Source organism: Polynucleobacter rarus (assembly GCF_003072505.1).
Taxonomy (GTDB): Bacteria; Pseudomonadota; Gammaproteobacteria; order Burkholderiales; family Burkholderiaceae; genus Polynucleobacter; species Polynucleobacter rarus.
The window spans coordinates 1,760,570-1,784,444 of the sequence record NZ_NTGB01000001.1 but is presented as its reverse complement, the minus strand read 5'-3'; the positions used below and the strand labels follow the sequence as shown (position 1 = coordinate 1,784,444).

Here is a 23,875-nt window from a genome sequence, read left to right as displayed (position 1 = left end):
ATACAAATTCGTTCTTAAAAGAAATTCTACAAATTCTTCCATTAGTAGGTTTAAGAGCTCTTGAGAAACCAAAAACAATATTAGTGAATACAAAGTCTGATATCTCAAATAACTCTACTCTAACTCAAACTTCAACTTACGACACCATCGTTATTCCAGCTTTGGAAGAAGGTTTTGAAAGGGTTTTTATCGGTGAGAATAGATGGTATTCAATCCGAATAGCGGCAGGGTCTATTACTAAAATTAAATATATCGCTGCTTATCGCTCTGCTCCAATTTCAGCAATCACTCATATAGCTGAAGTCGAGAGTATTGAACTTTACGGTGATTCTGGGAAATATTTACTAAACTTTAAAACTCCTGCCCTAGAGATATCACCTGTTAAATACGACGGTATTAAAGGAAATCAATTACAGGGTCTTAGATACACAACACGTGAAAAACTTTTAAAAGCAAAAACAATATCTGATCTTTTACCTTGGGGTTAATATCCTTGATATTATTTCTCTTTATTGAAGTTACAAAAATGAAATCACAAGCGAACTGAGTTCGCTTATACATAACTGACTTAGATTAAAACTTCACTGATTTCTCTTTCACGTTTTGTAAAAATATTGCGCTACAAATATTTACAACTACTAACTGAAATCGGGTAGTTTAAATAGCAACACCTCAAATCCTTTGTATTAAGCGATTTTCTCGCTATGTGAATAAGCAAGCTACAGATCGCTTAAATAACTGCGTGTAGGGCTTGTTATAACTGTGGGTTATTGACTACAACCACATAAGAATATTACGAAAATCCTATCACAGCTCAATATGACTTTGTAAGTCATTGATTATTGGAAACTCTTTTTCTGGCAGATTTAGGTAGGAATTTTACCAATAAGAAAACATACTAATAACAACAAAATCTTATATGGAGGTAGGAAATGGCTCAAGCAAAAACATTAAATCAAGCAGAAATCGATATGGTTTTACGCTACATCAGCACTAAACAGAAATACAAAATCCGAAACAGGGCGATGCTATTGACAAGTTATTGGAGTGGGATGCGAGTAGGGGAGATTGCCGCACTGAGAATATGTGATGTGCGAAACGAGGATGGTTCAGTCAAAAGCGAGATACGTTTATCTGCAAACCAAACCAAGGGAAACAAAGGGCGAGTAGTATTTGTCAATGAGAAACTTCGCATTGAGTTAGCCTCTTACTTGAAGCATTACTCAGTCAAAGACTCTTCATTGCCTTTGTTTGCCACAGAAAAATCCAAGGGTTTTAGTGCGAATACATTGACTCAATGGTTTTTTTGGTTGTATCGCAAGGCTGGGGTTAGTGGTGCGAGTAGTCATAGCGGAAGGAGGACATACGCTACAGTGATCGCAGGTCAGGGAACAAGCTTGCGTGTGCTGATGCGCTTAATGGGACATAAGTCAATATCCACCACAGCTATCTATGTGGATGCTAACGACGATATGCTTCGTAAAGCTGTCGAGTTAGTATAAAAAAAAGCCCGCTTAAGGGAATAAGCGGGCTCGAATGTCAAGCGTCAAATAAATCTACGCTTTGATTTTCTCTAATGCGTTTTACCATACTAAGCATCAATAATCTCGTCTAATGCTTTGTAGTAAGCACGATTGTCGTAATCGTTCTCATATACTGTTTGCAACACTTCATGCAATACACGATCGTCTAACTCAACTCCCTCACTTTGCAAAATCTGCTTAGCGTGAGAAAGAAAACGGTCTGGCGGTGCAGGCAATACTTCAAGTGCTAGTGCCCTACTTAATAAACCACCATCTATCTTTTCAATCTCATTCGTTGTAAAAATAAACAGCTCTCTTTCCGCCATTTTATCCAAACAAACACGCAAGGCACCTTTTGCTTTAGGGTCAAAGTTCACTTCTTCCACCACTGTATAGTTAAGCTTTTGCCCATTAGTAGTAAAGTGCTTGTCAAACTGTGAAGACCGATAAAACTTCTTATGCACCTCATTGGCATTGTTTAAATCTTCAGCGTTAACGTAGTTAACAATCACATTTGTGCCATCGATTGCTTTGGGTATCAAGTCTGCCAACAAACTCTTACCAGTTCCATATCTGCCATACAACACCAAAGGCAACAATGACTTGCCTTGTGTATAGCGTTTTATTTCTGTTTCCAACTCTTGTGTCGCAAAAACAAACTCATTTATTGTTTGCGGACGATACTTGTAAATCGTATTCATTTATAATATCCTTATGTAGTAGGCTAAGTGCGCCAACACTTAGCCTGTTATTAAATCAACTTTTTTAAGTTAAGCAGCCAACAACTCGCCTACTGTCTCCGTAGGCGTTTTGCTTTTTACAACAGACTTTGCGTTAGCAAGTGCTGAAACTTTGCGTTTCGTATTAATGCTCTTTTTAGCAAGTTCCTGCTGTTTGCTAAAATACAACGCTAACTGCTGTTTAGCCCACTTAGTCATAACTGCCGAATACGCAGGCACAGTGCCGAGTGCCTTAATATTTCCCTGCTTGTCAGCTTTGCCAATAACAAAAACAAAGTCTTTGTTATAGGTATCTGCTACAAAACTTTCTGCAACCTTAAAAGTTGCCAGCGGATTTTCTACTGCATTTGCTAATGTTTCTTCTACTACGTCCATGTTGCTTGCAATAGTTGTTTCTTTTGCTACAACCGTCTCCGACTTAGTAAACTGCTTCTTACAAGACTCAACACCACCACAGTCCTCAATAAACTGCGCTAACTGCTTTGCACTTATTTCCTGCTGTATCGCCGCTTGTAAAGTTCTGCTGTAGTTCATACTGCGTTGTCTATCAGTGCGAAAAACATAACGCACAAACAGTGTCAGTGCCAGTGTGTTAGTTTGCACACGAACCTTGTCAGCCTCTAACTTGTGCTTCATTTGTTTCACTGTTTCAGCTAATACAGTTTTATTGCTACTAGCCTGCTCATACATCTCCAAAACTTCTGCTAAAAGTTCATACAAACGCTGATTACTGCGTGCGTATTCATTCTGCTCAAAGCTTTCGCGTTGTTTTACCAACGTGTCAGCTTTGTTAACGATTGTTGTAGCAGATACCACAGATTTACTACCAGTTTGCTTAGCCATAATGTTTCCTTTATATGTAAATGGCGTTAATAAAAATGTGCTCGCACTAATGCTTACACAATGACTACATACAAGCGTCGAAAAAAACCACGCTTGTTTTACTACTAAAAACTTTTCATATTTTTAAAGAGGGATAAACACATAAGTTGTTGTTTATCAATGATTAAAGTATAAGACCAACAACACTTACAACGTAATATGACATAATAGGTTTATATTAAATGTTGGAGTTGTTGTGAATCTTATTAACTCAGTGAGAACTTTTAAATACAAGTCGCCAAGATTTGGCAGGGGTGAGAAGAATAGGCTACCAATCAGCCACAGTAAAGTGTCCCCTTATTATTGGTGGTGGGCATACTTACAGAAAAATGAAGATTATCGACTGTGTTGTCAAAACGGCGGTAAAGGGAAACTGGCTGGTCTCTATGCTGATTTTGGTGACTTGTATGAGTTGGAGTTTAGGCTATGGTGGGGAAGACTAAAACGAGGTGCTTATCTTTTTGGTGAGCAGGAAAGGAATAACTGGATTATTCAAGTCAGTAATATTGAGAAATGTGCCGAAGTCCTTGAAAATCCCACTTTGATATTGGCACGCATACCAATCAATGAAAGCAAGTCTCAGCTGCTTAAATCATTCAAGTTCCTTTTGCTTGACAAGCATCAAACAACAAAAGGAAGAAGAAAGGTAGTCAGCACTGCACTCTATCAGTTCTGCTCGACCCCTATTGTGTTGGCATTAGAGCAGACATTAACCGTTTATGAAGCATGGCAAGAGTCGATCAAATCAAACCAAAAGAAAACTTTGGCTGATATTGGAATCGAACTAAGACTTGTAAGAAAGTTTATGCCGACTTCCAAGGACACACCAAAAGAAATAACGGCAAAACGAAACAAAATGAGTGCCACTGTGAGTCGGTATATTAGAGACGCTGAAGCTATGATTGCGAATACAGCATTAGGTAGGTTTCCCGACAAGACTCGTCCCAAAACCTTAAAAAAGGCGAGCCATGTTGATACACCCAAAATGGACATTTATCGATATTGGAAAAAGCGAGTCAAAGCCAACCCAAAGATAGCCTTGGCAGATATTGGTTTTGAGTTGCAGCTTGGTGACCCAAGTTGGCTTCCATTACCAACCGACTCCAAAGAAACAATCCAAGCAAAACGAAACAAAATGAGTGCCACCGTTAGCCGTTATATAAAAAATGCTGAATCCTTGATTGAAAATGCCTAGCTTACTAACTCAAGCGTAAAAAAAATCTACACTTGAGTTTTTCCAACAACTCATGTGCTATTAACTTGGGTTTCTTATCCCCTAAAACTTTTTTAGCACTGTCATTTATCGAATCAGAATCAAACGAGATATTAGAGGATTAATTAGGAGATAGAAAAGAATTGCTTAGCATTGCCGCGAGCAGGCTCGTTCGCTGTGCGTCATTGGTAGCAGAGAAGAGGTAGATTTCCATCCGACATGAATTTTAGTAAAGCGACAACAACACCTTATAAACGCAAAGCAGGACGACCTTCTGGCACGAAGAATAAGTTATAGTTTTATTTAATAACTTAATAAAAGGGAAATAATGGAAACAAAATATGCGCGACTAAATCTTAAATTAAAAAACGATAAAGTCACAAACGAGGATTTAGAGAAGTGGCAGAAGACTCTTTACGAATCAGCTTTGGAGGGTCTTGCAGATGACGTAGAGGTTTTCTATTTAGAAACAGAAAAGGTGATTGGCGTAAGCGTTCCCTACTACGATGAAGGATTGAGCCTATTAGAAGCAGGTATGGCATTAGGTTACTGTCAGCGAACGATAGAGGATAACTATGTGAATATTTTTAATCAAAGTTGGAACTCTTTACATGAATCTGATGGAACAGTAATAGAATCCACACTTTAAGCGTAGATTTTTTTGACGCTTCCAATGACACATTTTTAGGTAATTTTAATTATTAAAACAATATAAATGTTAAAACTGTTCGCCAGGCAGGTATCTTGTTTTGGACAGAAAATTAACATTTGAAGTGTTTAGGCGAACTTTGGCGCCGAGTGAAGGCACAGGCTTGATAGCTGAGGAAACTATAAAAATTAATTCAGTACATCAAAATCACGTAAGATATTTTTGGTTACATTAGAAATAGAGTTCTTAGCGCATTGTAATTTTGCAATTTGTTTATCGTCTTTCATAACAAATAAATTAGCGCTAGAGTTTTCTCTGATGTCCTGTTTTTTTCCAATATTTACATAATTTCTGACAGTTTCAAAATCAAGGGAGTATGTGAAACTGTTAATTTTGAATTGTAAATTTATGTTTTCATTACGTGTACCATCATCATTGAGTGGCATTGGTTCAACCTCAGCATTTATTAGTCCTTTGGGTTGAATAAGTTGATTTGGATATAAAAGTTCAATCTTATCTAAAGTACCAAATCTATACTGTAAGTATTTGTCGTCACTTGAAGCACAGAACGAAATTATTTTTTTAGAATTTGTTGTACAAGTAAATACTACTCTTTCCTTTTCAGAGCAATGCGAAACTACTTGTGCCAGCACATTGTTAGATATAACTCCTACGAAAAAATAACAAAAAATAATTTAGTCATCAACTTCTCATTTTTCATATTGAATCCCCTGAGTTAATAAACTTATTTCTTTTTAACAATCTCGATTTCCACATCATTTAAATAAAACTGGTAAAGGAAACCATCACCATAATTTGATTGAAATATATTGCCTGAAACCTTTAATACATCACCTTTGTACCATTTTTCCTCTGGCAGCTTAGTTTCTGACCCAAAAGCCAACATTGTTAGCGGACTGCTATCTGTATTGACAGGATGACAGCTATTCGCTGCCGTCTCCCCTTGCTTTGTATTTGCTATACAAATCCAATTCTCAATGCTAGTGTTGGCATCTTCAACTTCGGTTTTGCCCTTTTTTACATTCCACTTTTGTAAAAATTTTATTTTATCTGCTTCAAAAACATCACCTTCTCTCGTACCTCTTAAATTAGCAGGCATTTGGGGAAACTTTTTGAGTGTAGTTTGAAACTCTGTTTGCTCGGCAGGTATTGGAAATTCACTAGCATTAGCATTAACATTAACATTAGCATCAACCTGTGGAGCAAGCAGTACTAACTGTTGCTGATTTGATTTATTGTCGCATGCTGAAATAAATGCCAAGAATGTTACAGAGAGAAGAGCAATTATTTTTCTCATTAAAAAATCCTAGATAAGTGTTTGTTTCATTAATTTCTTTTTTCAGACTCTGTGAGTCTTCGTAAATTTGTCATTTTCACCCAACCTATGACATCACCTTTCATATTCTTAGAAAAATATATCACGCGGGCAAATGAATTATTAAAAGAGAAATCGGTATTTGGATATGTATCAATTATTTGAACAGTATCGCCTTTAACAATAAAAATATCTGTTTTACAAGATTCGTCAGGTAGTGAGTGAAAGTATAGCCTTCCCTTTTCTGTAACTTGTAAGTAGTCTTTGTCGCGTTCGGATTGGTTATTTGCCTCTTCAATTTTCTTTAATGACTGAAGTTCTGTGGAATTTCTATTTTGTTGTGGTACCCAAGAGCATTTGTTTATTAAATTAGTTGTTTCGGCATTTGCTATAAAAGTTGATAGACTTAAAAATATAGTAAAAAAAAGTTTTCATTTTGCTTCTTTCAATGTTTTTTTATGCCAATCACAAATATCACGCGCTAGTTTCTTTCCTTGCTCAGAGCATAATTTACTATTTGAAACAAATTCTTCTATAGGTATAGTGGGTGAGTTAGGCTCAGCCTTTGCGGCGCTATGTATACATTTATTCCTAAATACTCGCCAATTATCTAAATCAGAAATTAAGTCATTACGTTCTTTCCACATAATTTTTTTGTCAAATTTATTCCACTCTTTAATCAAATCAGCTAGTGTTGTTTTGAGCTTAAGCTTTTTTACTCCGACCCCCTTTAGATGCGAAAGCAACCTATCGGAAATAATGCTTTCGCACAATGTTATAGCTTCTAGATAAAAAGCGGCTTTTATTGCTATATTTATTTGCTTAAATGCGTATGTGTAACTTGCCCTCTTTGTTGAATTTGGTATATTTTTCTCCATTTTTATATCTTTCTGATTTGTAAGTAATCGCTACTTAACCAAAATGTTTTTTATTTAGATAATGTATGATAACCCACAAAAAAAATTCAAGCCAACCTTTCTGCTGCCATTGTTGCAGTTAATTTGCTGTAGTGCCGTTCAATCATTGCGGCACTATTGCCCATTTGCTTGGCGAGAGTATGAATGTCAGTGTGGTTTTCCAACAGTTCAAATGTAGCGTAGGTATGTCGCAGGCTGTATAAAGTTCTTGTCTGCCCTTCATTGCTCTTCAACAAACCGCAATCACGCATTAACCTCCTAAAAGTGCCATTTAAACTGGGCGGTTGGTAGTTGTTGCTGATGCGAAACAACTTGTGTTTTACTCTCGTCTTGAATAACTCTTCAAACTCAATATTGCAAATGTCAGTTTGTCTCTTGTGTAATCGCTCTAATACCTCAACTGCTTTGTGCTTGGCTATCAACCAACGACCACCCGTCTTGCCATCTACCCACAAGCGCAAGTAGCGCACTTGTTTGTCTGTATGCCACTCGATGTTGTTCCAACATATGCCCATAGCTTCTGTTCCATGCCTGATGCCTGTGTATAGCAACATTTCTATGTAGTCGCGAAGCAATAATCGCATTTCACTATCTATACCTACTCTGCCACCAACGCACCAAGTTTTCATGTATGTAAGCAAGCTATCAATCTCAGTTCTGTTAAATGCGGGTCGAGGATTACTTTTAATGCCTTGCGTAGTTAGCCGAGGAATGGTTGCGTTCTCACTCAAATAGCCTCTATCAATCGCTGTTTTAATCAATCTATTCCAAGCGCTCGCAAAGTTGTTGAGGGTCGATGCTTTGGGCTGTTTGTTCATTTGTCTGTTGCGCCAGACCTCAAACTCAATAATGTCTTTGTGAACAAGCTCTTCCATGCGCTTGTCAGCGAAGTAGGGTAGAAAATACTTTTCAATACAAGTGACATAGCTATCTAACGCACCTCTGCCACGCTTTAAGTCTATTTGGGCTCGCAGTTCTATCAGCGTCCCGTGCGCTATTTGTGCGAAAGTTTGTGCTTTGTGTGCTAAACCCAGCTTCTGTCTAAACCGTGCTTCGTCATATAGCAAGCAAGCAACGATAACAGCTTTCTCTATGCTTGCTTTGCGTGTTGATTGTCTGTGCCACTGTCCATCAGCTAACTTGTAGCGACATTGATAAAGGGGACTGGCACTACGGCGATACACAACAACTTCGCCATCGCGCAAGTAAATGAGGTTGGGGTTAGATGTATGGTTTAGTGCGGAGTATTGGTTTAACTTTGCGTATGTCATGCAACAAAGTGGGGATAGCGTGAGGTTAAAGTAAGCAAGCGTAAAAATAATTTACGCTCGCTAGAAAAGAAAAAAGCCACAGCATTGACGCTATGGCTCTTGTTTGGTGGGTCGGGCGAGATTCGAACTCGCGACCAACGGATTAAAAGTCCGCTGCTCTACCGGCTGAGCTACCGACCCCAATTTGGGTAAAAGAAGATTATAGCAACTTTTTTCAACAATCGCCTATTTTTTTGAAATAAATTTGTAGCGTTTGAATTAACTTTTTAAAAAAAATATTAAGTTTTTATGATAAATTAACAACTTATAATCAAAATAGAAGACAAACAATGAGCGACTTACACAATTCAACCACTGAGATAAAGAGTACAGCAGAAGATAAAGATGGCTTAATTGAACATGCTATCGAAAAAATTATTTTTGGTAGTAGATGGATTTTGAGTCTGTTTTATCTAATGTTGATATTGACACTAATACTAGTCGCAATAAAGTTCGTTAAAGAATTCGCTGAGTTCGCAACAATATTTTGGTCTATCGGTGAAGCTGAATTTGTTACGGGTGTTCTATCCATTGTAGACAAGACTTTATTGGCAAATTTATTGATCCTAATTATTTTTTCAGGTTACGAGAATTTTGTTTCTGTTATTGGTGTTGCTGAAAAAAGTTTTGATCGTCCAAAATGGATGGGAGAAATTGATTTTGCAGGATTAAAATTAAAATTAATTGGTTCTATTGTTGCCTTATCTGGCGTTCATCTTTTAGCTGCATTTTTAGAGATTGAAAATCTTGATAAAGAAAATCTAGGATGGATGATTGGTTTGCACCTTACCTTTGTAGTTACAGGTGTTTTATTTGCAATTATGGAAAAGATTGGGCATTCTGCAAAAAACCACCATCAATAATATCGATTTTAGTTAGGGGGATTTTTTATTAAAAAGTTCCCCACCCCTTTAAAGACAGCTTGTGAAATTTGAAATTGAAAAGTTTCATTCATTAGTTTCTGCTCTTCTTCGGGATTGCTAATAAAAGCCGTTTCCACCAAGATTGACGGAATATCAGGAGCTTTTAGAACTGCAAAACTCGCCTGTTCCACCTTTTTACTGTGTAAATTTGCGAAACTTCCAATCTCTTGGATGATTGAACTTCCCAGTTTTAGAGAGTCTTTAATCTGAGCTGTAGTTGACATGTCCAATAACAATTTGGCCACTTCAACGTCTTTTGTTTTAATATTTAATCCGCCAATTAAATCAGCAGAATTCTCTTTATTGGCCATCCACCTTGCGGTAGTTGATGAAGCTCCTTGTTGAGATAAAGCAAATACGGATGCGCCCTTAGCATGTGGAAGTAAATAAGCATCTGCATGAATAGATATGAAAAAGTCTGCTTGTACTTTACGTGCTTTTTGAACTCTGGCTCCTAGGGGCAGAAAATAATCTGCATCTCTAGTTAGTAGTGTTCTAAAGTCAGCGGCATCATCAAACAAATCTCTTAATTTCTTGCCAATTGATAAGACAATATCTTTTTCCATGACGCCCGTTGAGCCAACGGCACCTGGGTCTTCACCACCATGACCGGGATCAATGGCAATCGTAATCATGCGTGTAAATCGACGTTTTGTTGATTTAGGTATTGCCACAAAAGTTTCTGGTAATTGATTCTGAGGGATTTGCCTTAACTTATCTTTTGTGATCTGTGCAATTGCGTCATCCTCTTCAAGAGGGTTCATGTTGTCTCTTAAAAAGATGGTCATTAGATCAGGGGGTGATTTAGGAATCAAATCAAATACTAGTCTGTTTTTATAATTGCCAACTGGGTCTAATTTAAAGAGCTGCGGAATAATCTCTTCCTTTAAATCAAAGACTAATCGAACTACTTTGGGTTGGTATTGACCGACTCTAACACTAGCAATATAAGGATCATTTTTTTGAACTTTCGCAACGATATCTTTGATAGTTGAATTTAATTCTAGACCTTGGATATCAACAACGAGACGATTAGGATCGGTAATTAATTGATGTTTAATTTCTAAGATTTCGTCAGTTTCAAGAGTCACTCTTGTATATTCTTCAGCAGGCCAAATACGAATACCCAATAAACTGGCTCCCTTGGCTAATTCTATTGGCCCTAAAACTAAGGCAGTCGGGACAAATGCTGAATAGCTGATTAATTTCAACAGTGAATGACGTTTTTCTTGATTCATTCTTTTAAAGTTGTAAGGCTCTCTAATAAAATGCTGCCGTGCTTACTGCTTGCTGAAATTGTTACTTCTCTGGATGATTCGCTGTGATAGATAAGATTATAAATAAGGTCTGGTTTTGGTAGAGTACCATTGGCTTTTTCTGGCCATTCAATGAGACACACACCAGGATTAGTTAGGATATCTTTAAAGCCTGCTTCTTCCCACTCTCTGGAACTGTTCATTCGATATAAATCAAAGTGATGAAAGTCATAAGGATGATTCTTAATTATTATTTTGTAGGGTTCGCAGAGGTTATACGTCGGACTTTTAACTTTACCCATAAAGCCAAATGATCTTAGTAAGTAACGGACAAAAGTGGTTTTTCCAGTTCCCAAATCACCGATAAGCCAAATATGAGTGATTGGATGGGTTTGAACGTGACTCTGAAGTGATACGCCAAGGTTTAAAGCTGATTTTTCACAATCAGTCTCAGTATTCCAATATAGTGGCGGGGAATTACTTAAAATAGGCATTAATGACATCCGAAAATGAAAATTACACTGAAATCTTACACTGGCTGAAAGGCCAAGCAAAAGAATTGGGTTTTAGCGACGTAAAAATATCCGACCTGGATCTTACCCAAGAGGTACCTTATTTTCAAGAATGGTTGAGAAAAGGTCACCATGGTCAAATGCATTATATGAGTCGGCATGCGAATTTGCGAGCTAACCCTAATGATTTATTACCGGGTGTAGTTCGATCTATTTGTTTTCGAATGGACTATTTACCCAGAGTTAAAGACGATAACAACGTAAATCATTTAACTGAAGATTTTCGTTCCAAAGAGCTTCTTCAATTAAAAGATGCCTCTCAGGCAATCGTTTCAGTCTATGCAAGAGGCCGAGATTACCATAAGGTCTTAAGAAAAAATCTTTTAGTGATTGCTAAGTTATTAGAAGAAAAAATTGCTGACTTAAAGTATCGTGTTTTAGTCGACTCAGCTCCGGTTTTAGAGGTCGCCCTTGCGACTAAATCAGGACTTGGCTGGAGAGGTAAACATACCCTTAATTTAAATCGCCAAGCAGGTTCTATGTATTTTTTAGGGGAAATCTTCGTTGATATCCCATTACCTGTTGATGAACCAGTCTCTAATCATTGTGGCAGCTGCCAAGACTGCATTGATTTGTGCCCAACCAAAGCAATCCTTGCGCCATTTCAAATTGATGCTAATCGATGTATTTCATACCTAACGATTGAACATCCGGGATCTATTCCTTTAGAACTTAGGTCTTTGATGGGAAACCATGTTTATGGTTGTGATGACTGCCAATTGGTTTGTCATTGGAATAAGTTTGCTAAAAATTCTACCTTAGCTGATTTTGACGTGCGAAATCAGTTGGATTGTAGTTCGCTGGAGGAAGTATTTGGCTGGAAGAAAGAAGATTTTGATAGCAAAATGCAAGGTAGTGCAATTTATAGGATTGGGTATGAGCGTTGGATGAGAAATGTATCGGTAGCGCTCGGTAATTATTTGAGAAGTGAGCAAATCTCAGTTAGTCAAAAATCAAAAATTACTGAACTATTAAAAAATCAATATGGTTGTATTTCAGAACTAGTCGATGAGCATATAGCTTGGGCTTTAAATCCTTAAAAGCCATTAAAATACCGACATGGAAGAATTAAAAAACTCAAAAACGGAAAGTTTGTCTACATCCTCTTTTAGAAGTGCATTTTGGTTAGGTGTTAAAAATGGCTTAGTAGGGCCTGCGCCGGTTCTCGTGGCGGGTATGATGGGGTTTGGAGCAATGAGTCATGGTGTTGGCTTAGATCCATTTTTTGCTACGTTTATTTCTCTATCTGTCTTTGCTCTTCCTGGTCAGGTTGTATTTGTGGAGATGGTATCGGTTGGGGCCTCGGCCAGCGCAATAGCCTTTGCAGTCGCCATCACATCAGCTCGTTTTCTGACGATGACTCTAACTTTATTTCCCCAAATCCCAAAAGAATTGAAAGAGCCTCCCAGGCTCTTAACAGTTCATTTAGTTGCAATGAGTGCTTGGACCTATTGTATGTTGGAGTTTCCAAAGCTTAAAAACGAATTGCGATATGGCTATTTTGTCGGCATTGGGACGATTTGTTTATTGATTAGTTTGCCAGCAACACTCATTGGATACTGGCTTTCTGATGCAGTACCAATTTGGGTAACTTATGCATTGTTATTCGTAAATCCGCTTTTTTTTCTGATGTCTTTTACTGAGGTTCCAATTCGCAGTAATCAATTGGCGATTGTGTTTGGAGGGGTATCCAGTATTTATTTTTTTCAATATTACCCTTCTAATGCACTTTTAATTAGTGGAGTAGGGGTTGGTTCATTAATTTATTTAATTGATTTTTTCTTCAGGAAGTTTTCAAGGAGTAAAAATTAATGGATGCTTTTTTTACTGAAAACAAATTGTGGAGCGCATTAATTTTCGTCATTCTAGCAACTTATTTTTGGCGAGGATTGGGAGTCTTAGCCTCAGGAAAAATTGATAAAGACGGTGAAATTTTTAAATGGTTATCGGCTGTTACCTATGCGATTCTTGGCGCTCTCACTTTTAAATTAATTTTGTTACCGGTCGGTTTGTTATCTCAGGTATCAATGTCTTATCGTATTTTTGTCTGTATTGTCTGCTTTTTATTAATGATCAGTAAGAAAGGTCGCTTGGTACCAGCTCTTATTTTGGGCTGTGTATTAATCATGTTGTACGACTTCATTAAGGGCTATTTCTAAAAACCTTAATTTTAAAAGGCCTTTTAAACCTACGTTTAATAAAACACCAATGAGAATCATTCTCATTAATATAGTGTTTTATTCATTCAAAACGAGGTAAAGATGCAAAGTAAAAAGTTAATAAAATCCATCATCATCGGGATGACGATTGTTGGGTTTGCTGTTCACGCGGGAGAAAGTAATTTTGGTTGGGTTTACGGTTTAGATTTACAACCAAAAGGAAAATGGGAGGTTGAACAACGCCTTCAACTTACTAGAGGTCATGCCACTGGTACTTATGATTACTGGCAAGGACGCTCAGAGGTTGAGTATGGTCTCACCGATAATATTCAATTAGCTGGATACTTAAACACTTACTCCATTCAATCTGCAAAAAACTACACTAACCCAGATGCTTGTTCTGAATCCTTGAGTTCCTGTACTGGAGGATATGGCGTATCAGGGGCATTCGTCGAAGATCCAAGTTATAGTTCAAAAGGTATTGACGGTATTTCGCTAGAAGCAATTTGGCGGATTACCAATCCCCTGACATCACCTGTTGGAGTTGGAGTCTACTTTGAACCAACTTTTGGTCGTTTAAAAGACGCAATCGAAACGCGCCTTATAGTCCAATCGAATTTTTTAGATGATCGCTTACAGCTCGTAGGAAATTTAGTTTTTGAAGCAGAAAAACTAAAGTTTGATGAAGAACCAATTGAAGAAATTGTTTTAGACTTCGTTGGCGGTCTTTCCTACCGAGTTGCACCTAATTGGAGTTTAGGTTTTGAATATCGTTTTCATAATGATTATGACGGATTTAGCTTTGCTTCACAAACTCAAAGAGCGCATTTCATAGGACCAAACATCCACTATGCAAATAAAGATTTCTGGGTAACGATGGCCATGAGAACGCAAATCGGTGGTGATTGTTGGGCCCCTGGTGACGCAGAGTGTTCTGATGGCATGGTGTGGGATAGCCACGGAAGAAATGAATATATGTTGAAGGTTGGTGTTCCTTTTTAAAAAGGCGTTTTCATCTTGAGAAATTCATTATTACCGCTCACGATTTCACTCTCCCTGCTTGGGGGAGTGAGTCCCACGGTCATTGCAAAAACATATATGTCAGCTGAAGAAGCAAAACAAGTCATGTTTCCTGGTAAATATTTTTCGAAAGTTCAATTTGAGATATCAGCCGAAATTCGTAAACAACTGAAGAAAATATCTGGAATTCATCATCCACTAACTAATAGTCAATTTTGGTTAGCGGGTGATGGATCTTGGTTCATTGTTGATGAAGTAGTTGGAAAGCATGAAATGATTACTTATGGATTAGGAATCGACCATTTTGGAAATGTTAAAGAAGTTCAAATTCTTCAATATAACGAATCCTACGGGCATCAAATTAGAGAGCTAAGCTGGCGCAAGCAATTTATCGATAAAAATTCAATCCATAAAATTCGGCTCAATGAAGACATTGAAAATATTTCTGGAGCGACATTATCATGCAAGCACGTCACAGATGGCATTAGACGATTAATGGCACTTCATTCACTGTTACTGAAAAAATTAAAATCTCATGATACGTTGTAAACCGTTGTTGGGAACTTTTATCGAAATTCAAATTGATTTTGAATCTGATTCCCCTAAAGATAAAAAAAAATTAAATTTAGAGTCTGTGATTGCGGCTGCATTCAGAGAAATTGAAAGAGTGGATTATCTGATGTCGATTTTTGAACCACGTAGTGATATTTCAATTATCAATCAAACTGTAAGCTTACTTAACAAACCCTCTTTAGAAATACATCCTTGGACATTTGAAGTTCTTCAAACCGCAAAATATCTTCATGAAATAACGAAAGGTGCTTTTGATTGTGGAGTTGGCCATGTATTAAGTAGGTGGGGATTGCGACCTCATATGGAAGAGTTTAGTCACCTCTTAGGTAATTATTCCATCGCAAATATTGAGTTGGAGGGAAATCATTCAATCAGAATTCATCACCCTGTTTTATTGGATTTAGGTGGTATTGCTAAAGGTTATGCAGTTGATCGAGCAATCAATCTTCTTAAAAGTTACGGCGTTGAAAATGCAATTGTGAATGCTGGCGGAGATTTAAGAATTTTAGGAAGTGTGCCAAGGAAAATATTGCTACGTCAGTTAGGTGAAAAAACAGAGTTAATTGATTTTGGAAAACTATCAAATATCGCAGTTGCTAGTTCATCCAGTTTAATCAGAGATGAATCGGCAGTAGTTCAATCTAAACATCTGATTAATCCTTATCAACAAATACCCATCATTGGTGAAAAGGTGTTCACTGTGACGGCTAAAAGTTGTATGTTGGCTGATGCATTAACTAAAGCCTTAGCGGTTGATCAAAATCCGAGTGCTGATTACTTTGAAATATTGGATGCTAAAGGATACCTAGTCCAAAGGAATGCAGACAACTCAAAAGTATATTTAGTATGATGAAAAAATTTCAACGAATTAGTACCTTTTCAGTTGGATTTGTTTGTTGCTTAACAGGCGTTTGGAGTTTTTTTTATCAGGATATTCTTGAACGATTTCCAAGCGAGTATCGCGAGTGGATAGTTATTCACGGTATTACTGGGCAGATACTATTCATTATCTTTGGTATGAGTTTGAATGGTCACGCACTTCATTATTTAAAAGATGGGAAAAAGATGAAGTGGGGATTAATTTTTTTCGTAGCGTTATTACTTAATTTTGTGACTATATTTTTCTTATATTATGGAAATTTAGAAGCAAGAGAAATAATGCATGTTTTACATGTACTGATGGGGTTTTTAATATTCTTTTCTTTCCTATGTCATCTCCATTTTGGAAAAATTTATCGTTCGATGAAAAAACCTAAATATAATCACTAGGAAATACTTTAATTCAGCTTAAATTTAAATGGAGAATCCTAATGCCAGCAAATCGTGTGTATTTAACCCAAGAAGACGTTTCAAAAATTTTACAAGCTTCACAGCAGTTCGCAAAAGATAATAATTGGGCAGTAACCATCTCTGTAGTTGATGATGGGGGCCACTTATTAGGCCTTTTACGTTTGGATGGTGCCGCTCCTGTTACAACTTATATTTCTCAAGAAAAAGCCAAAGCGGCTGCTTTGGGTAGAAGAGAGTCAAAAATATATGAAGACATTATTAATCAAGGCCGTACTGCCTTTTTAGGTGCAACCCCTGTATTACATGGTGTTTTAGAAGGTGGCGTGAATATTGTGATTGACGGAAATACCATTGGTGCGGTTGGTGTTTCAGGTGTTAAATCCTCAGATGACGCTCTCATTGCTAAGGCTGGAATTGCAACTTTAGGTTGAAAAAAGCATTTGCCCTCATAATAGAGGGCTGTGATAGAAAATACACCCCCAAATACTTCAGAAATGAATACTCCAGAGAACGACTTAGCCGTTGTCCCTGGAGTTACTTTCTCTTCTTTCCTTAAGTCAGATTTGATTTTAAAGGCGGTTGAAGAGCAGGGCTATACCATTCCTACCCCTATTCAGGCTCAAGCGATTCCTCATGTTTTAGCCGGCCGAGATGTGATGGGTGCTGCTCAGACTGGCACTGGTAAGACGGCAGCCTTTGTCCTACCTATACTCGAAATGCTCTTGCCAATGGCAAATACGAGCTCCTCACCAGCGCGTCACCCTTTAAGAGCTTTGGTTCTAACCCCTACTCGAGAGCTAAGTGATCAAGTTGCTGAAAATGCTTTTAAATACTCTAAATACACCCCTATTAGGACAGCTGTAGTTTTTGGTGGAGTTGATATTACCCCTCAAACTCAACTGCTGAGAAATGGTGTAGAGCTTCTGATTGCAACGCCTGGCAGACTTTTAGACCATATTAGTCAAAAAACAGCGAATTTAAGCCAAGTCCAATTTTTGATTCTTGATGAAGCAGATCGTATGCTTGATATGGGATTTTTACCTGATTTACAAAAAATTCTTTCCTTGATTCCGAAAAATCGTCAAACATTATTGTTTTCAGCGACCTTTTCCCCAGAAATTAAAAAATTAGCTCAGAGCTACTTAATCGATCCAATTACGATTGAAGTGTCCCGTCAGAATGCGACTGCTGATACGGTAACGCAGGTAGTTCATAAAGTCAGTACTGATAAAAAATTACAAGTTTTAAAAAATGTATTGCTAGCCAGAAAAAGACAAGGTTTGCCAAACCAATGCATCATTTTCTCGAACAGCAAAATTGGCTGTTCAAGATTGGCAAAGTCGCTTGAAAACGCAGGTATTAAAGCTGCCGCGATTCATGGTGATAAAAGTCAATTAGAAAGAATGAGCATATTAGATGGCTTTAAAAAAGGCGATATTGATGCTCTCGTTGCAACAGATGTAGCAGCTCGTGGATTGGATATATCGAGTATGCCCTGTGTGATTAATTATGAACTCCCTTATAGCGCTGAAGATTATGTCCATCGTATCGGTAGAACCGGTAGAGCAGGAGCTAAAGGTGATGCAATTGCTTTAGTAGATCCGTCGGAAATGAAGTTACTGCAAGACATTGAGAAGTTAACTAAAAAACCCTTGATCCAAATTCCAGCCCCTGATGTTTCTGGGGATTTATCAGCGGATCCACTTTTTTATCTTCCTTATCAGGGATCCGTTGCAGGAAGTGCTGATTCAGTCCCCCCGAATTCTAATCCTAAGCCAACTTCAACTGTTCGAACTGTAGGTGCTTTACTCGGCAATAAAAAGAAGAGTTAACTAACCAGTCGGTATGCCTAATCGCTTTTGGTCACGCCAAGCCTTGACTGCATAATGCAGCCAACTAGAAATTGTTTTGGGTTGGTCTAAAGGCAGATTTAAGCCTAAATGCTCGGCTATTCTTGCTAAATTTCCTAATATTGCTTCGGTTGTTTGTGGCCATAGAGGCTCTGCTTTATTTTGTTTTGAAAGTTTATTGCCTGTTGGATCCAGAACTAAAGGGATGTGTCGATAAGTTGGGGTGTGAAACTCTAAAACTTGCTGGAGCCATATTTGTCTAGGTGTATTTGTTGCTAAGTCTGCTCCACGCACAACATGGGTAATATTTTGATAATGATCATCAATGACCACTGCTAACTGGTAACTGAAAACACCATCAGCCCTCTGCAATATAAAATCTCCCACTTCTTTATTGAGCCATTGTTGATTCACTATGGTATTGTCGGGAATTTTTATACGTAATGCCCCTGGAGTTTGATGATTTGGAGGATTACGTCTACAAAATCCTGGATAAACTATTTCTTGGTGGGGGAAGATGATTTCGCCAAGTTCCTCATAGTAGTTCTGTATTTTTTTCCTGGAGCATCCGCAGGTATAAATAACACCTTTTTCTTGAAGAGAGTTTAAGTATTGTTGATAAACAGGTATTCGATTTGACTGAAAGATTACCTTTTCGTCGCTGATCAGTCCAAATCTGGCTAATTGGTTCAGAATTCCTTCGCTGGCATCAGGTTGTGCTCTGGTCGTATCTATATCTTCAATTCTTACTATCCAAACTCCGTTAGATGCTTTGGCATCCAACCAACTTGCGAGCGCAGTTGCCAAAGATCCAATGTGTAAAAGCCCCGTAGGGGAAGGGGCAAATCTGCCACGGTAATTGGTTAAATCCATATTAAAATTGAATGATGTCAGATCCAAAATTTATACATTTACGCCTTCATTCCGAATATTCTATCGTTGATGGAATTGTTCGTTTAGATGATGCAATAAAACAAGCTGTTAATTATCAAATGGGGGCCTTAGCATTAACCGATTTGAGCAATTTATTCGGCCTCATTAAATTTTACTCATCAGCTCGTAAAGAAGGTGTAAAGCCAATTGCTGGTGCGGATGTTTGGATAACGAATCCAACCGATGCTGCGAAACCCTTCAGAGCTTTATTGTTGGTAAAGAACCATACAGGTTATTTGAATTTGTGTGAAATTCTCAGTAAGTCTAGTCTCGAAAATCAAGTGTTGGGAAGACCTGAGGTCCATCCTGATTGGTTTGCACTACATAGTACATCCTCACTTCAAAAGACTGGTCAAGTATTGCTGTCAGAAGGGTTAATTTGTCTTTCAGGTGGAGTTGATGGGGATGTTGGAGTCGCGTTACTCAATGATCAAATTGAGCTAGCCGATCAATCTGCCTTAGCTTGGAGTACCATTTTCCCGAATAATTTTTATTTAGAGGTTCAAAGAACTGGTCAAGCTAAAGAGGAAAAATATATTCATCAAGTCGCAGATTTGGCAAACCGACTAAATTTACCTATCGTTGCTACGCATCCCATTGAGTTCATGCTTGAGGAAGATTTTAGAGCACATGAAACAAGAGTATGTATTGCTGATGGGGATAAGCTAGGCAATCCTAAGCGTAATGTTCGTTTTACTTCTGAGCAATATTTCAAGAGTCCAGATCAGATGCTGGAGTTGTTTGAAGATCTCCCAAGTGCGATAGAAAATACAATCGAAATTGCAAAACGCTGTAATTTATCTTTACAACTAGGTAAACCGAAATTACCCGATTTTCCAACACCAAATAATTTGACTCTTGCAGAGTATCTTGGCTCCTTAGCGAGAGAAGGTCTTGGACAACGGATGTTGCATTTGTATCCTGATGAGGAAAAAAGAAATTCGGTTTACCCAAAATATTCAGATCGCTTAGATTTTGAAATCAACACCATTGTGCAAATGGGATTTCCAGGCTATTTCCTAATTGTGGCTGACTTCATTGCCTGGGCAAAGAATAATGGCGTACCGGTAGGTCCTGGTAGGGGATCAGGCGCAGGATCTCTCGTTGCGTACTCATTGGGTATTACTGATTTAGATCCATTGGAATATAACTTACTCTTCGAACGCTTCTTAAATCCAGAGCGTGTTTCGATGCCCGACTTTGATATCGATTTTTGTCAATTAGGTCGTGATCGAGTCATTCAGTACGTTAAAGATAAATATGGCCATGAATCAGTTAGTCAAATTGCTACCTTTGGTACGATGGCAGCCAGAGGTGCGATTAAAGACGTTGGTCGCGCGATTGAGCAACCGTATTCCTTTGTTGACGCTATTTCAAAATTAATTGAAGCGAAGCCCGGGCAGCAAATTACGATTGCTGAAGCAATCAAGGCAAAGCCTGAATTAGATGATTTGTACAAACAAAACGAAGAAGCGAGACAATTGATTGAACTTGCTCAACAGTTAGAGGGAATTACGCGTAACGTGGGTATGCACGCTGGGGGCGTCTTAATTTCCCCAGGTAAGCTGACTGACTTTTGTCCGCTTTACGTACAATCTGGAAATGAAGAAGGCGCTGGTGTCATCAGTCAATTTGATAAGGATGATGTGGAGGCTGTTGGCTTAGTCAAATTTGACTTTTTGGGTTTAACTACCTTAACGATTTTAGATTTAGCTGAAAAATATATTCATCAACTTTATCCAGAGTTAACGAACTGGCGAGTTGGTAACGTGCCATTAGATGACCCTTTAGCTTTTGAAGTCCTCAAGTCTGCAAATACCGTAGCGATTTTTCAGTTAGAAAGCCGCGGCATGCAAGGCATGCTTAAAGATGCTAAGCCGGATCGATTCGAAGATATTATCGCCTTAGTGGCTTTATATCGTCCTGGTCCAATGGATTTGATTCCATCCTATATCGCCAGAAAACACTTACGTCAAGAAGTTGAATATGCGGATCCTCGAGTAATACCTGTTCTTGAAGAAACCTACGGCATTATGGTTTACCAAGAACAAGTAATGCAAATGGCACAGGTGATTGGTGGTTACTCATTGGGAGGTGCTGATTTATTACGTCGTGCTATGGGTAAGAAAAAGCCAGAGGAGATGGCTGAGCAAAGTAAGATTTTTGCTAAGGGCGCCATCGAAAATGGTTTAACGCAAGAAAAAGCAGATGAGATCTTTAAACTCATGGAAGCTTTTGCTGGATATGGATTTAATAAATCTCATGCAGCAGCTTATGCCTTACTTGCCTACCATACGGCTTGGTTGAAAGCCCATTATGTTGCTGAATTTATGGCAGCTAACTTATCCCTTGCTATGGACGATACGGATAAAGTACGTGTCTTATTTGAGGATGCGCGGGCGAATCAAGTCGAGATATTACCCCCAGATATTAATCAAGGTGAGTATCGATTCGTACCGATTCGCCCTGATCCAAAAGATGCAACCCAAAAAGTAATGCAGGTTAAGTATGGCTTAGGAGCGGTGCGAGGTACTGGCGAAAATGCGATTTTAGAAATCGTTCGAGCTCGACAAGAAAAACCTTTTACACACCTATTTGATTTTTGTATGCGGGTTGACCGCCGAGTCGTTAATCGTCGCTCCATCGAAGCGTTGATACGAGCTGGAGCATTTGATGCCATTGCACCCAATGGTGTGCAAGGTCGCTCGATTTTATTAGAGTCTTTGGCCAATGCCATGACTGCCGCAGAACAAGCGATTGCATCAGCAAATCAAGTTAGTTTATTTGAGATGCCTGGCGAAGAAGAGGGTAGTGAACCTGAATATGTTCAAACCGCCGAGTGGGGTGATAAAAAACGCTTACAAGAAGAAAAACTAGCTCTTGGCTTTTGTATCTCTGGTCACTTATTTGACGCCTACGCTGATGAGGTACGAAAAATTGCTCGCGTTCCTTTAAATAAAGTCAGTATGTATTCTGGTGAAAAACTCGTCGCTGGAATCATTGTTTCGCAAAGAACAAATAAGACTAGAAGTGGAGTGATGTATTCACTGATGATTGATGATGGGACTGATCAGCTTGAACTAACTGTCTTTGAAGATGTATTTGAAAACTATCGTGATTGTTTTAAAGAAGATGAATTACTGATTGCTAAAGTACAAACGAAAGTGCAACCTGCTAATGAGAATTTTTCAGGTAGCATCCGACACATTGTGCAAGCAGGTATGAATATTGCAATGGCCAGATTACGTTATGCCCAGTCCATTCATTTTGCAATGACAACGCAAGTTAATATAAGACAACTCAACGAAAAGTCAGAGAAGTTCTTTCACCAAGTACAAACACTGACACCTATTGGTGGCAAAAAACTCAATGATGGTCTTCGTATGACGGCAGAGCTCACCTCAACAACGGGAGTTTGTGAATTAGAGTTTCCACAAAATTGGCGACTGTATCCTGATGACACAAATATTCAAGTATTTAATAATTTATTACATCAGGTAGGCGTTCGTTCAAACTTAAAAATTATTTATACCAATTAATAAGTGTTCGACAGCTTTTCTAATTAGTTGATATTTAGCTGAAGAATCTTTTGAAGTGCTTGAATGACCCGGGTTGAGTCTAGTTCTTCAAGACATAAACTTCGACTGTTTGCGTGATCATCGCATCCAGCTTTTCTGCAAGGTACGCAAGCATTGGGTCCTTGCAAAATAGTCACATTGCTAACAGTTTGCGAAAGGGCTCTAATTTGGTAGGGTTGTTTACCGCTAAAGCCGTTGGGCCATGGACCAAAATTGGTTGGCGGAGTAGCGCCTAAAAGTGCAACGGTTGGAGTGTTACATGCTGCGGCCAGATGCGTCACAGAGGTATCCACTCCCACGTAAGCCCTTACTTGTCGCAGTAAGGTGGCTAACTCACTGAAACTCACTTTACCAGTCAAATTGATTAGTTGATCCTTTGCTTTTTGACTTAGTCCTTTGATAATCTCTTGTGCCAAGTCGACATCTACTTTAGCAGCACCCCCACTAATCAATACTGGAATATGCTGATCAGAGAGAAATTCAATGACAGATAGCCAGTGGGACAAGGGCCATTTTTTATAGGCATTGAGGGGGCTCGGATGAATAAGAACGCTATTAGGCGCAATTTCGTTTGCTACAAGTGATGGTGATACTTTGCTAGGGGCATCAATCACGATTTCCTGAGTGATTTGTTTACCTTTTGTAAAGGGATCTACTAACCGCAATTTTTCTGTTACAACATGTTGTTCAAAATAATTAATCGGTACTTGATACTGCGTTATCCACTTTTTCCAGCCATGATCTTCCTGTCCAACATGCATTACACCGACTCGTTTGGTGGCAGCAAATAAGCCATATAAGTAGGAGCGATCACTTGGCTGAGTAATAATTGCCAAATCATACTTAAAAAAAACTTTTTTTAATAAGTGTAGGTACTCTTTAATTTTTGGCTTTGGGCTTGAGCCAATAATTTCGTGTAAATGTGGATTACCCTCTAGAATACCAATTGCACTTTTAAACCCTAGGAAATCGATTTGTGCATCTGGCCAAATTTCATGGGTGCGTTTAATCAAGGGTGTTGTAATGAGAGTATCACCTATTTGTCTTGTAGCGATAATCAAAATTTTCTTAAAATGCTGAGTATCGATTGGAGAATTAGGGGAAGTTTTCATTAATTAAGAGTTTAATTGATTAACTTGAGATAATAAGTA

24 protein-coding genes, 1 tRNA gene and 1 pseudogene are annotated in these 23,875 nt (G+C 38.3%); 15 read left to right on the top strand and 11 right to left on the bottom strand.

What is annotated here, in order from left to right; genetic code table 11:
• Window positions 1–488: pseudogene (locus AOC35_RS08480) on the top strand (GIY-YIG nuclease family protein); the annotation flags it as partial.
• 444 nt (window positions 489–932) lie between these two features.
• The gene (locus AOC35_RS08475; RefSeq protein WP_108646669.1) at window positions 933–1,502 is read left to right on the top strand and encodes a tyrosine-type recombinase/integrase; all 570 of its coding nucleotides are present in this window, start codon (window positions 933–935) and stop codon (window positions 1,500–1,502) included.
• Window positions 1,503–1,591: 89 nt separating this feature from the next.
• On the opposite strand, the gene AOC35_RS08470 is transcribed toward AOC35_RS08475, so the two are convergent.
• Together AOC35_RS08470 and AOC35_RS08465 are read right to left on the bottom strand one after the other, a co-directional pair.
• Entirely contained in the window at window positions 1,592–2,224 is a 633-nt protein-coding gene (locus tag AOC35_RS08470; protein ID WP_108646668.1) for a hypothetical protein, read from the bottom strand.
• A 69-nt stretch (window positions 2,225–2,293) separates the two neighbouring features.
• The gene (locus AOC35_RS08465) at window positions 2,294–3,106 is read right to left on the bottom strand and encodes a hypothetical protein (protein WP_108646667.1); all 813 of its coding nucleotides are present in this window, start codon (window positions 3,104–3,106) and stop codon (window positions 2,294–2,296) included.
• Window positions 3,107–3,341: 235 nt separating this feature from the next.
• On the opposite strand from AOC35_RS08465, the gene AOC35_RS08460 reads away from it, so the two are divergent.
• Window positions 3,342–4,340: a hypothetical protein gene (locus tag AOC35_RS08460; protein ID WP_108646666.1), complete on the top strand. Its 999-nt coding sequence runs from the start codon at window positions 3,342–3,344 to the stop codon at window positions 4,338–4,340.
• Between the two features lie 346 nt (window positions 4,341–4,686).
• Entirely contained in the window at window positions 4,687–5,007 is a 321-nt protein-coding gene (locus tag AOC35_RS08455) for a hypothetical protein (protein ID WP_108646665.1), read from the top strand.
• Between the two features lie 188 nt (window positions 5,008–5,195).
• On the opposite strand, the gene AOC35_RS08450 is transcribed toward AOC35_RS08455, so the two are convergent.
• The 5 genes from AOC35_RS08450 to AOC35_RS08430 all read right to left on the bottom strand — a co-directional run bounded on the left by AOC35_RS08450 (window position 5,196) and on the right by AOC35_RS08430 (window position 8,711).
• Window positions 5,196–5,660, bottom strand: a complete 465-nt coding sequence (locus tag AOC35_RS08450; protein ID WP_108646664.1) for a hypothetical protein — start codon at window positions 5,658–5,660, stop codon at window positions 5,196–5,198.
• A 92-nt stretch (window positions 5,661–5,752) separates the two neighbouring features.
• Window positions 5,753–6,325, bottom strand: coding sequence for a hypothetical protein (locus AOC35_RS08445; RefSeq protein ID WP_108646663.1), 573 nt, complete (start codon window positions 6,323–6,325; stop codon window positions 5,753–5,755).
• A 449-nt stretch (window positions 6,326–6,774) separates the two neighbouring features.
• Window positions 6,775–7,221 carry a hypothetical protein gene (locus AOC35_RS08440; protein WP_108646662.1) on the bottom strand — a complete coding sequence of 149 codons (447 nt, stop codon included), beginning with the start codon at window positions 7,219–7,221 and terminating at the stop codon, window positions 6,775–6,777.
• Between the two features lie 86 nt (window positions 7,222–7,307).
• Window positions 7,308–8,531 carry a tyrosine-type recombinase/integrase gene (locus AOC35_RS08435; protein ID WP_108646661.1) on the bottom strand — a complete coding sequence of 408 codons (1,224 nt, stop codon included), beginning with the start codon at window positions 8,529–8,531 and terminating at the stop codon, window positions 7,308–7,310.
• Window positions 8,532–8,635: 104 nt separating this feature from the next.
• Window positions 8,636–8,711: transfer RNA gene (locus AOC35_RS08430), tRNA-Lys, on the bottom strand.
• Between the two features lie 149 nt (window positions 8,712–8,860).
• Between AOC35_RS08430 and AOC35_RS08425 the strand changes: the two genes are divergently transcribed.
• On the top strand, window positions 8,861–9,433 hold the full coding sequence (locus tag AOC35_RS08425; protein ID WP_108646660.1) for a YqhA family protein: 573 nt from the start codon (window positions 8,861–8,863) through the stop codon (window positions 9,431–9,433).
• A gap of 8 nt (window positions 9,434–9,441) precedes the next feature.
• On the opposite strand, the gene AOC35_RS08420 is transcribed toward AOC35_RS08425, so the two are convergent.
• Both AOC35_RS08420 and tsaE read right to left on the bottom strand, forming a co-directional pair.
• Complete coding sequence (locus AOC35_RS08420; RefSeq protein ID WP_108646659.1) at window positions 9,442–10,731, bottom strand: N-acetylmuramoyl-L-alanine amidase; 1,290 nt, start codon at window positions 10,729–10,731, stop codon at window positions 9,442–9,444.
• Window positions 10,728–11,243 (bottom strand): tRNA (adenosine(37)-N6)-threonylcarbamoyltransferase complex ATPase subunit type 1 TsaE, encoded by a 516-nt coding sequence (tsaE, locus tag AOC35_RS08415; RefSeq protein ID WP_108646658.1) that lies wholly within the window; start codon window positions 11,241–11,243, stop codon window positions 10,728–10,730. The genes AOC35_RS08420 and tsaE overlap by 4 nt, the downstream gene beginning before the upstream one ends.
• A 2-nt stretch (window positions 11,244–11,245) precedes the next feature.
• On the opposite strand from tsaE, the gene queG reads away from it, so the two are divergent.
• The 9 genes from queG to AOC35_RS08370 all read left to right on the top strand — a co-directional run bounded on the left by queG (window position 11,246) and on the right by AOC35_RS08370 (window position 18,195).
• On the top strand, window positions 11,246–12,361 hold the full coding sequence (gene queG / locus AOC35_RS08410; protein WP_108646657.1) for a tRNA epoxyqueuosine(34) reductase QueG: 1,116 nt from the start codon (window positions 11,246–11,248) through the stop codon (window positions 12,359–12,361).
• 19 nt (window positions 12,362–12,380) lie between these two features.
• The gene (locus AOC35_RS08405) at window positions 12,381–13,133 is read left to right on the top strand and encodes an AzlC family ABC transporter permease (protein WP_108646656.1); all 753 of its coding nucleotides are present in this window, start codon (window positions 12,381–12,383) and stop codon (window positions 13,131–13,133) included.
• A complete protein-coding gene (locus AOC35_RS08400; protein WP_108646655.1) occupies window positions 13,133–13,480 on the top strand; it encodes an AzlD domain-containing protein in 348 nt (115 codons plus the stop codon). The genes AOC35_RS08405 and AOC35_RS08400 overlap by 1 nt, the downstream gene beginning before the upstream one ends.
• A gap of 102 nt (window positions 13,481–13,582) precedes the next feature.
• Window positions 13,583–14,482 carry a DUF6662 family protein gene (locus AOC35_RS08395; protein WP_211307494.1) on the top strand — a complete coding sequence of 300 codons (900 nt, stop codon included), beginning with the start codon at window positions 13,583–13,585 and terminating at the stop codon, window positions 14,480–14,482.
• Between the two features lie 15 nt (window positions 14,483–14,497).
• Entirely contained in the window at window positions 14,498–15,049 is a 552-nt protein-coding gene (locus AOC35_RS08390) for an FMN-binding protein (RefSeq protein WP_159077526.1), read from the top strand.
• Complete coding sequence (locus tag AOC35_RS08385; protein WP_108646653.1) at window positions 15,036–15,923, top strand: FAD:protein FMN transferase; 888 nt, start codon at window positions 15,036–15,038, stop codon at window positions 15,921–15,923. The genes AOC35_RS08390 and AOC35_RS08385 overlap by 14 nt, the downstream gene beginning before the upstream one ends.
• Entirely contained in the window at window positions 15,920–16,342 is a 423-nt protein-coding gene (locus AOC35_RS08380; RefSeq protein ID WP_108646652.1) for a hypothetical protein, read from the top strand. The genes AOC35_RS08385 and AOC35_RS08380 overlap by 4 nt, the downstream gene beginning before the upstream one ends.
• Before the next feature lie 41 nt (window positions 16,343–16,383).
• Window positions 16,384–16,794 carry a heme-binding protein gene (locus tag AOC35_RS08375; RefSeq protein WP_108646651.1) on the top strand — a complete coding sequence of 137 codons (411 nt, stop codon included), beginning with the start codon at window positions 16,384–16,386 and terminating at the stop codon, window positions 16,792–16,794.
• 63 nt (window positions 16,795–16,857) lie between these two features.
• The gene (locus tag AOC35_RS08370; RefSeq protein ID WP_108646650.1) at window positions 16,858–18,195 is read left to right on the top strand and encodes a DEAD/DEAH box helicase; all 1,338 of its coding nucleotides are present in this window, start codon (window positions 16,858–16,860) and stop codon (window positions 18,193–18,195) included.
• Here the strand turns inward: AOC35_RS08370 and gluQRS are convergent, their stop codons facing one another.
• Complete coding sequence (gluQRS, locus tag AOC35_RS08365; protein WP_108646649.1) at window positions 18,196–19,086, bottom strand: tRNA glutamyl-Q(34) synthetase GluQRS; 891 nt, start codon at window positions 19,084–19,086, stop codon at window positions 18,196–18,198.
• 14 nt (window positions 19,087–19,100) lie between these two features.
• On the opposite strand from gluQRS, the gene dnaE reads away from it, so the two are divergent.
• Window positions 19,101–22,685: a DNA polymerase III subunit alpha gene (gene dnaE / locus AOC35_RS08360; protein WP_108648775.1), complete on the top strand. Its 3,585-nt coding sequence runs from the start codon at window positions 19,101–19,103 to the stop codon at window positions 22,683–22,685.
• A gap of 23 nt (window positions 22,686–22,708) precedes the next feature.
• Here the strand turns inward: dnaE and AOC35_RS08355 are convergent, their stop codons facing one another.
• Window positions 22,709–23,836 carry a glycosyltransferase family 9 protein gene (locus tag AOC35_RS08355; protein ID WP_108646648.1) on the bottom strand — a complete coding sequence of 376 codons (1,128 nt, stop codon included), beginning with the start codon at window positions 23,834–23,836 and terminating at the stop codon, window positions 22,709–22,711.
• Between the last annotated feature and the right edge of the window lie 39 nt (window positions 23,837–23,875).

Coding starts and splice junctions, on each gene's coding strand:
- tsaE (WP_108646658.1), bottom strand. CDS start 11,243: ATGCCTATTTTAAGTAATTCCCCGCCACTATATTGGAATACTGAGACT.
- AOC35_RS08470 (WP_108646668.1), bottom strand. CDS start 2,224: ATGAATACGATTTACAAGTATCGTCCGCAAACAATAAATGAGTTTGTT.
- AOC35_RS08465 (WP_108646667.1), bottom strand. CDS start 3,106: ATGGCTAAGCAAACTGGTAGTAAATCTGTGGTATCTGCTACAACAATC.
- AOC35_RS08380 (WP_108646652.1), top strand. CDS start 15,920: ATGATGAAAAAATTTCAACGAATTAGTACCTTTTCAGTTGGATTTGTT.
- queG (WP_108646657.1), top strand. CDS start 11,246: ATGACATCCGAAAATGAAAATTACACTGAAATCTTACACTGGCTGAAA.
- AOC35_RS08425 (WP_108646660.1), top strand. CDS start 8,861: ATGAGCGACTTACACAATTCAACCACTGAGATAAAGAGTACAGCAGAA.
- AOC35_RS08385 (WP_108646653.1), top strand. CDS start 15,036: ATGATACGTTGTAAACCGTTGTTGGGAACTTTTATCGAAATTCAAATT.
- gluQRS (WP_108646649.1), bottom strand. CDS start 19,086: ATGGATTTAACCAATTACCGTGGCAGATTTGCCCCTTCCCCTACGGGG.
- AOC35_RS08435 (WP_108646661.1), bottom strand. CDS start 8,531: ATGACATACGCAAAGTTAAACCAATACTCCGCACTAAACCATACATCT.
- AOC35_RS08370 (WP_108646650.1), top strand. CDS start 16,858: ATGAATACTCCAGAGAACGACTTAGCCGTTGTCCCTGGAGTTACTTTC.
- AOC35_RS08440 (WP_108646662.1), bottom strand. CDS start 7,221: ATGGAGAAAAATATACCAAATTCAACAAAGAGGGCAAGTTACACATAC.
- AOC35_RS08405 (WP_108646656.1), top strand. CDS start 12,381: ATGGAAGAATTAAAAAACTCAAAAACGGAAAGTTTGTCTACATCCTCT.
- AOC35_RS08455 (WP_108646665.1), top strand. CDS start 4,687: ATGGAAACAAAATATGCGCGACTAAATCTTAAATTAAAAAACGATAAA.
- AOC35_RS08395 (WP_211307494.1), top strand. CDS start 13,583: ATGCAAAGTAAAAAGTTAATAAAATCCATCATCATCGGGATGACGATT.
- AOC35_RS08355 (WP_108646648.1), bottom strand. CDS start 23,836: ATGAAAACTTCCCCTAATTCTCCAATCGATACTCAGCATTTTAAGAAA.
- AOC35_RS08475 (WP_108646669.1), top strand. CDS start 933: ATGGCTCAAGCAAAAACATTAAATCAAGCAGAAATCGATATGGTTTTA.
- AOC35_RS08375 (WP_108646651.1), top strand. CDS start 16,384: ATGCCAGCAAATCGTGTGTATTTAACCCAAGAAGACGTTTCAAAAATT.
- AOC35_RS08445 (WP_108646663.1), bottom strand. CDS start 6,325: ATGAGAAAAATAATTGCTCTTCTCTCTGTAACATTCTTGGCATTTATT.
- AOC35_RS08420 (WP_108646659.1), bottom strand. CDS start 10,731: ATGAATCAAGAAAAACGTCATTCACTGTTGAAATTAATCAGCTATTCA.
- AOC35_RS08400 (WP_108646655.1), top strand. CDS start 13,133: ATGGATGCTTTTTTTACTGAAAACAAATTGTGGAGCGCATTAATTTTC.
- dnaE (WP_108648775.1), top strand. CDS start 19,101: ATGTCAGATCCAAAATTTATACATTTACGCCTTCATTCCGAATATTCT.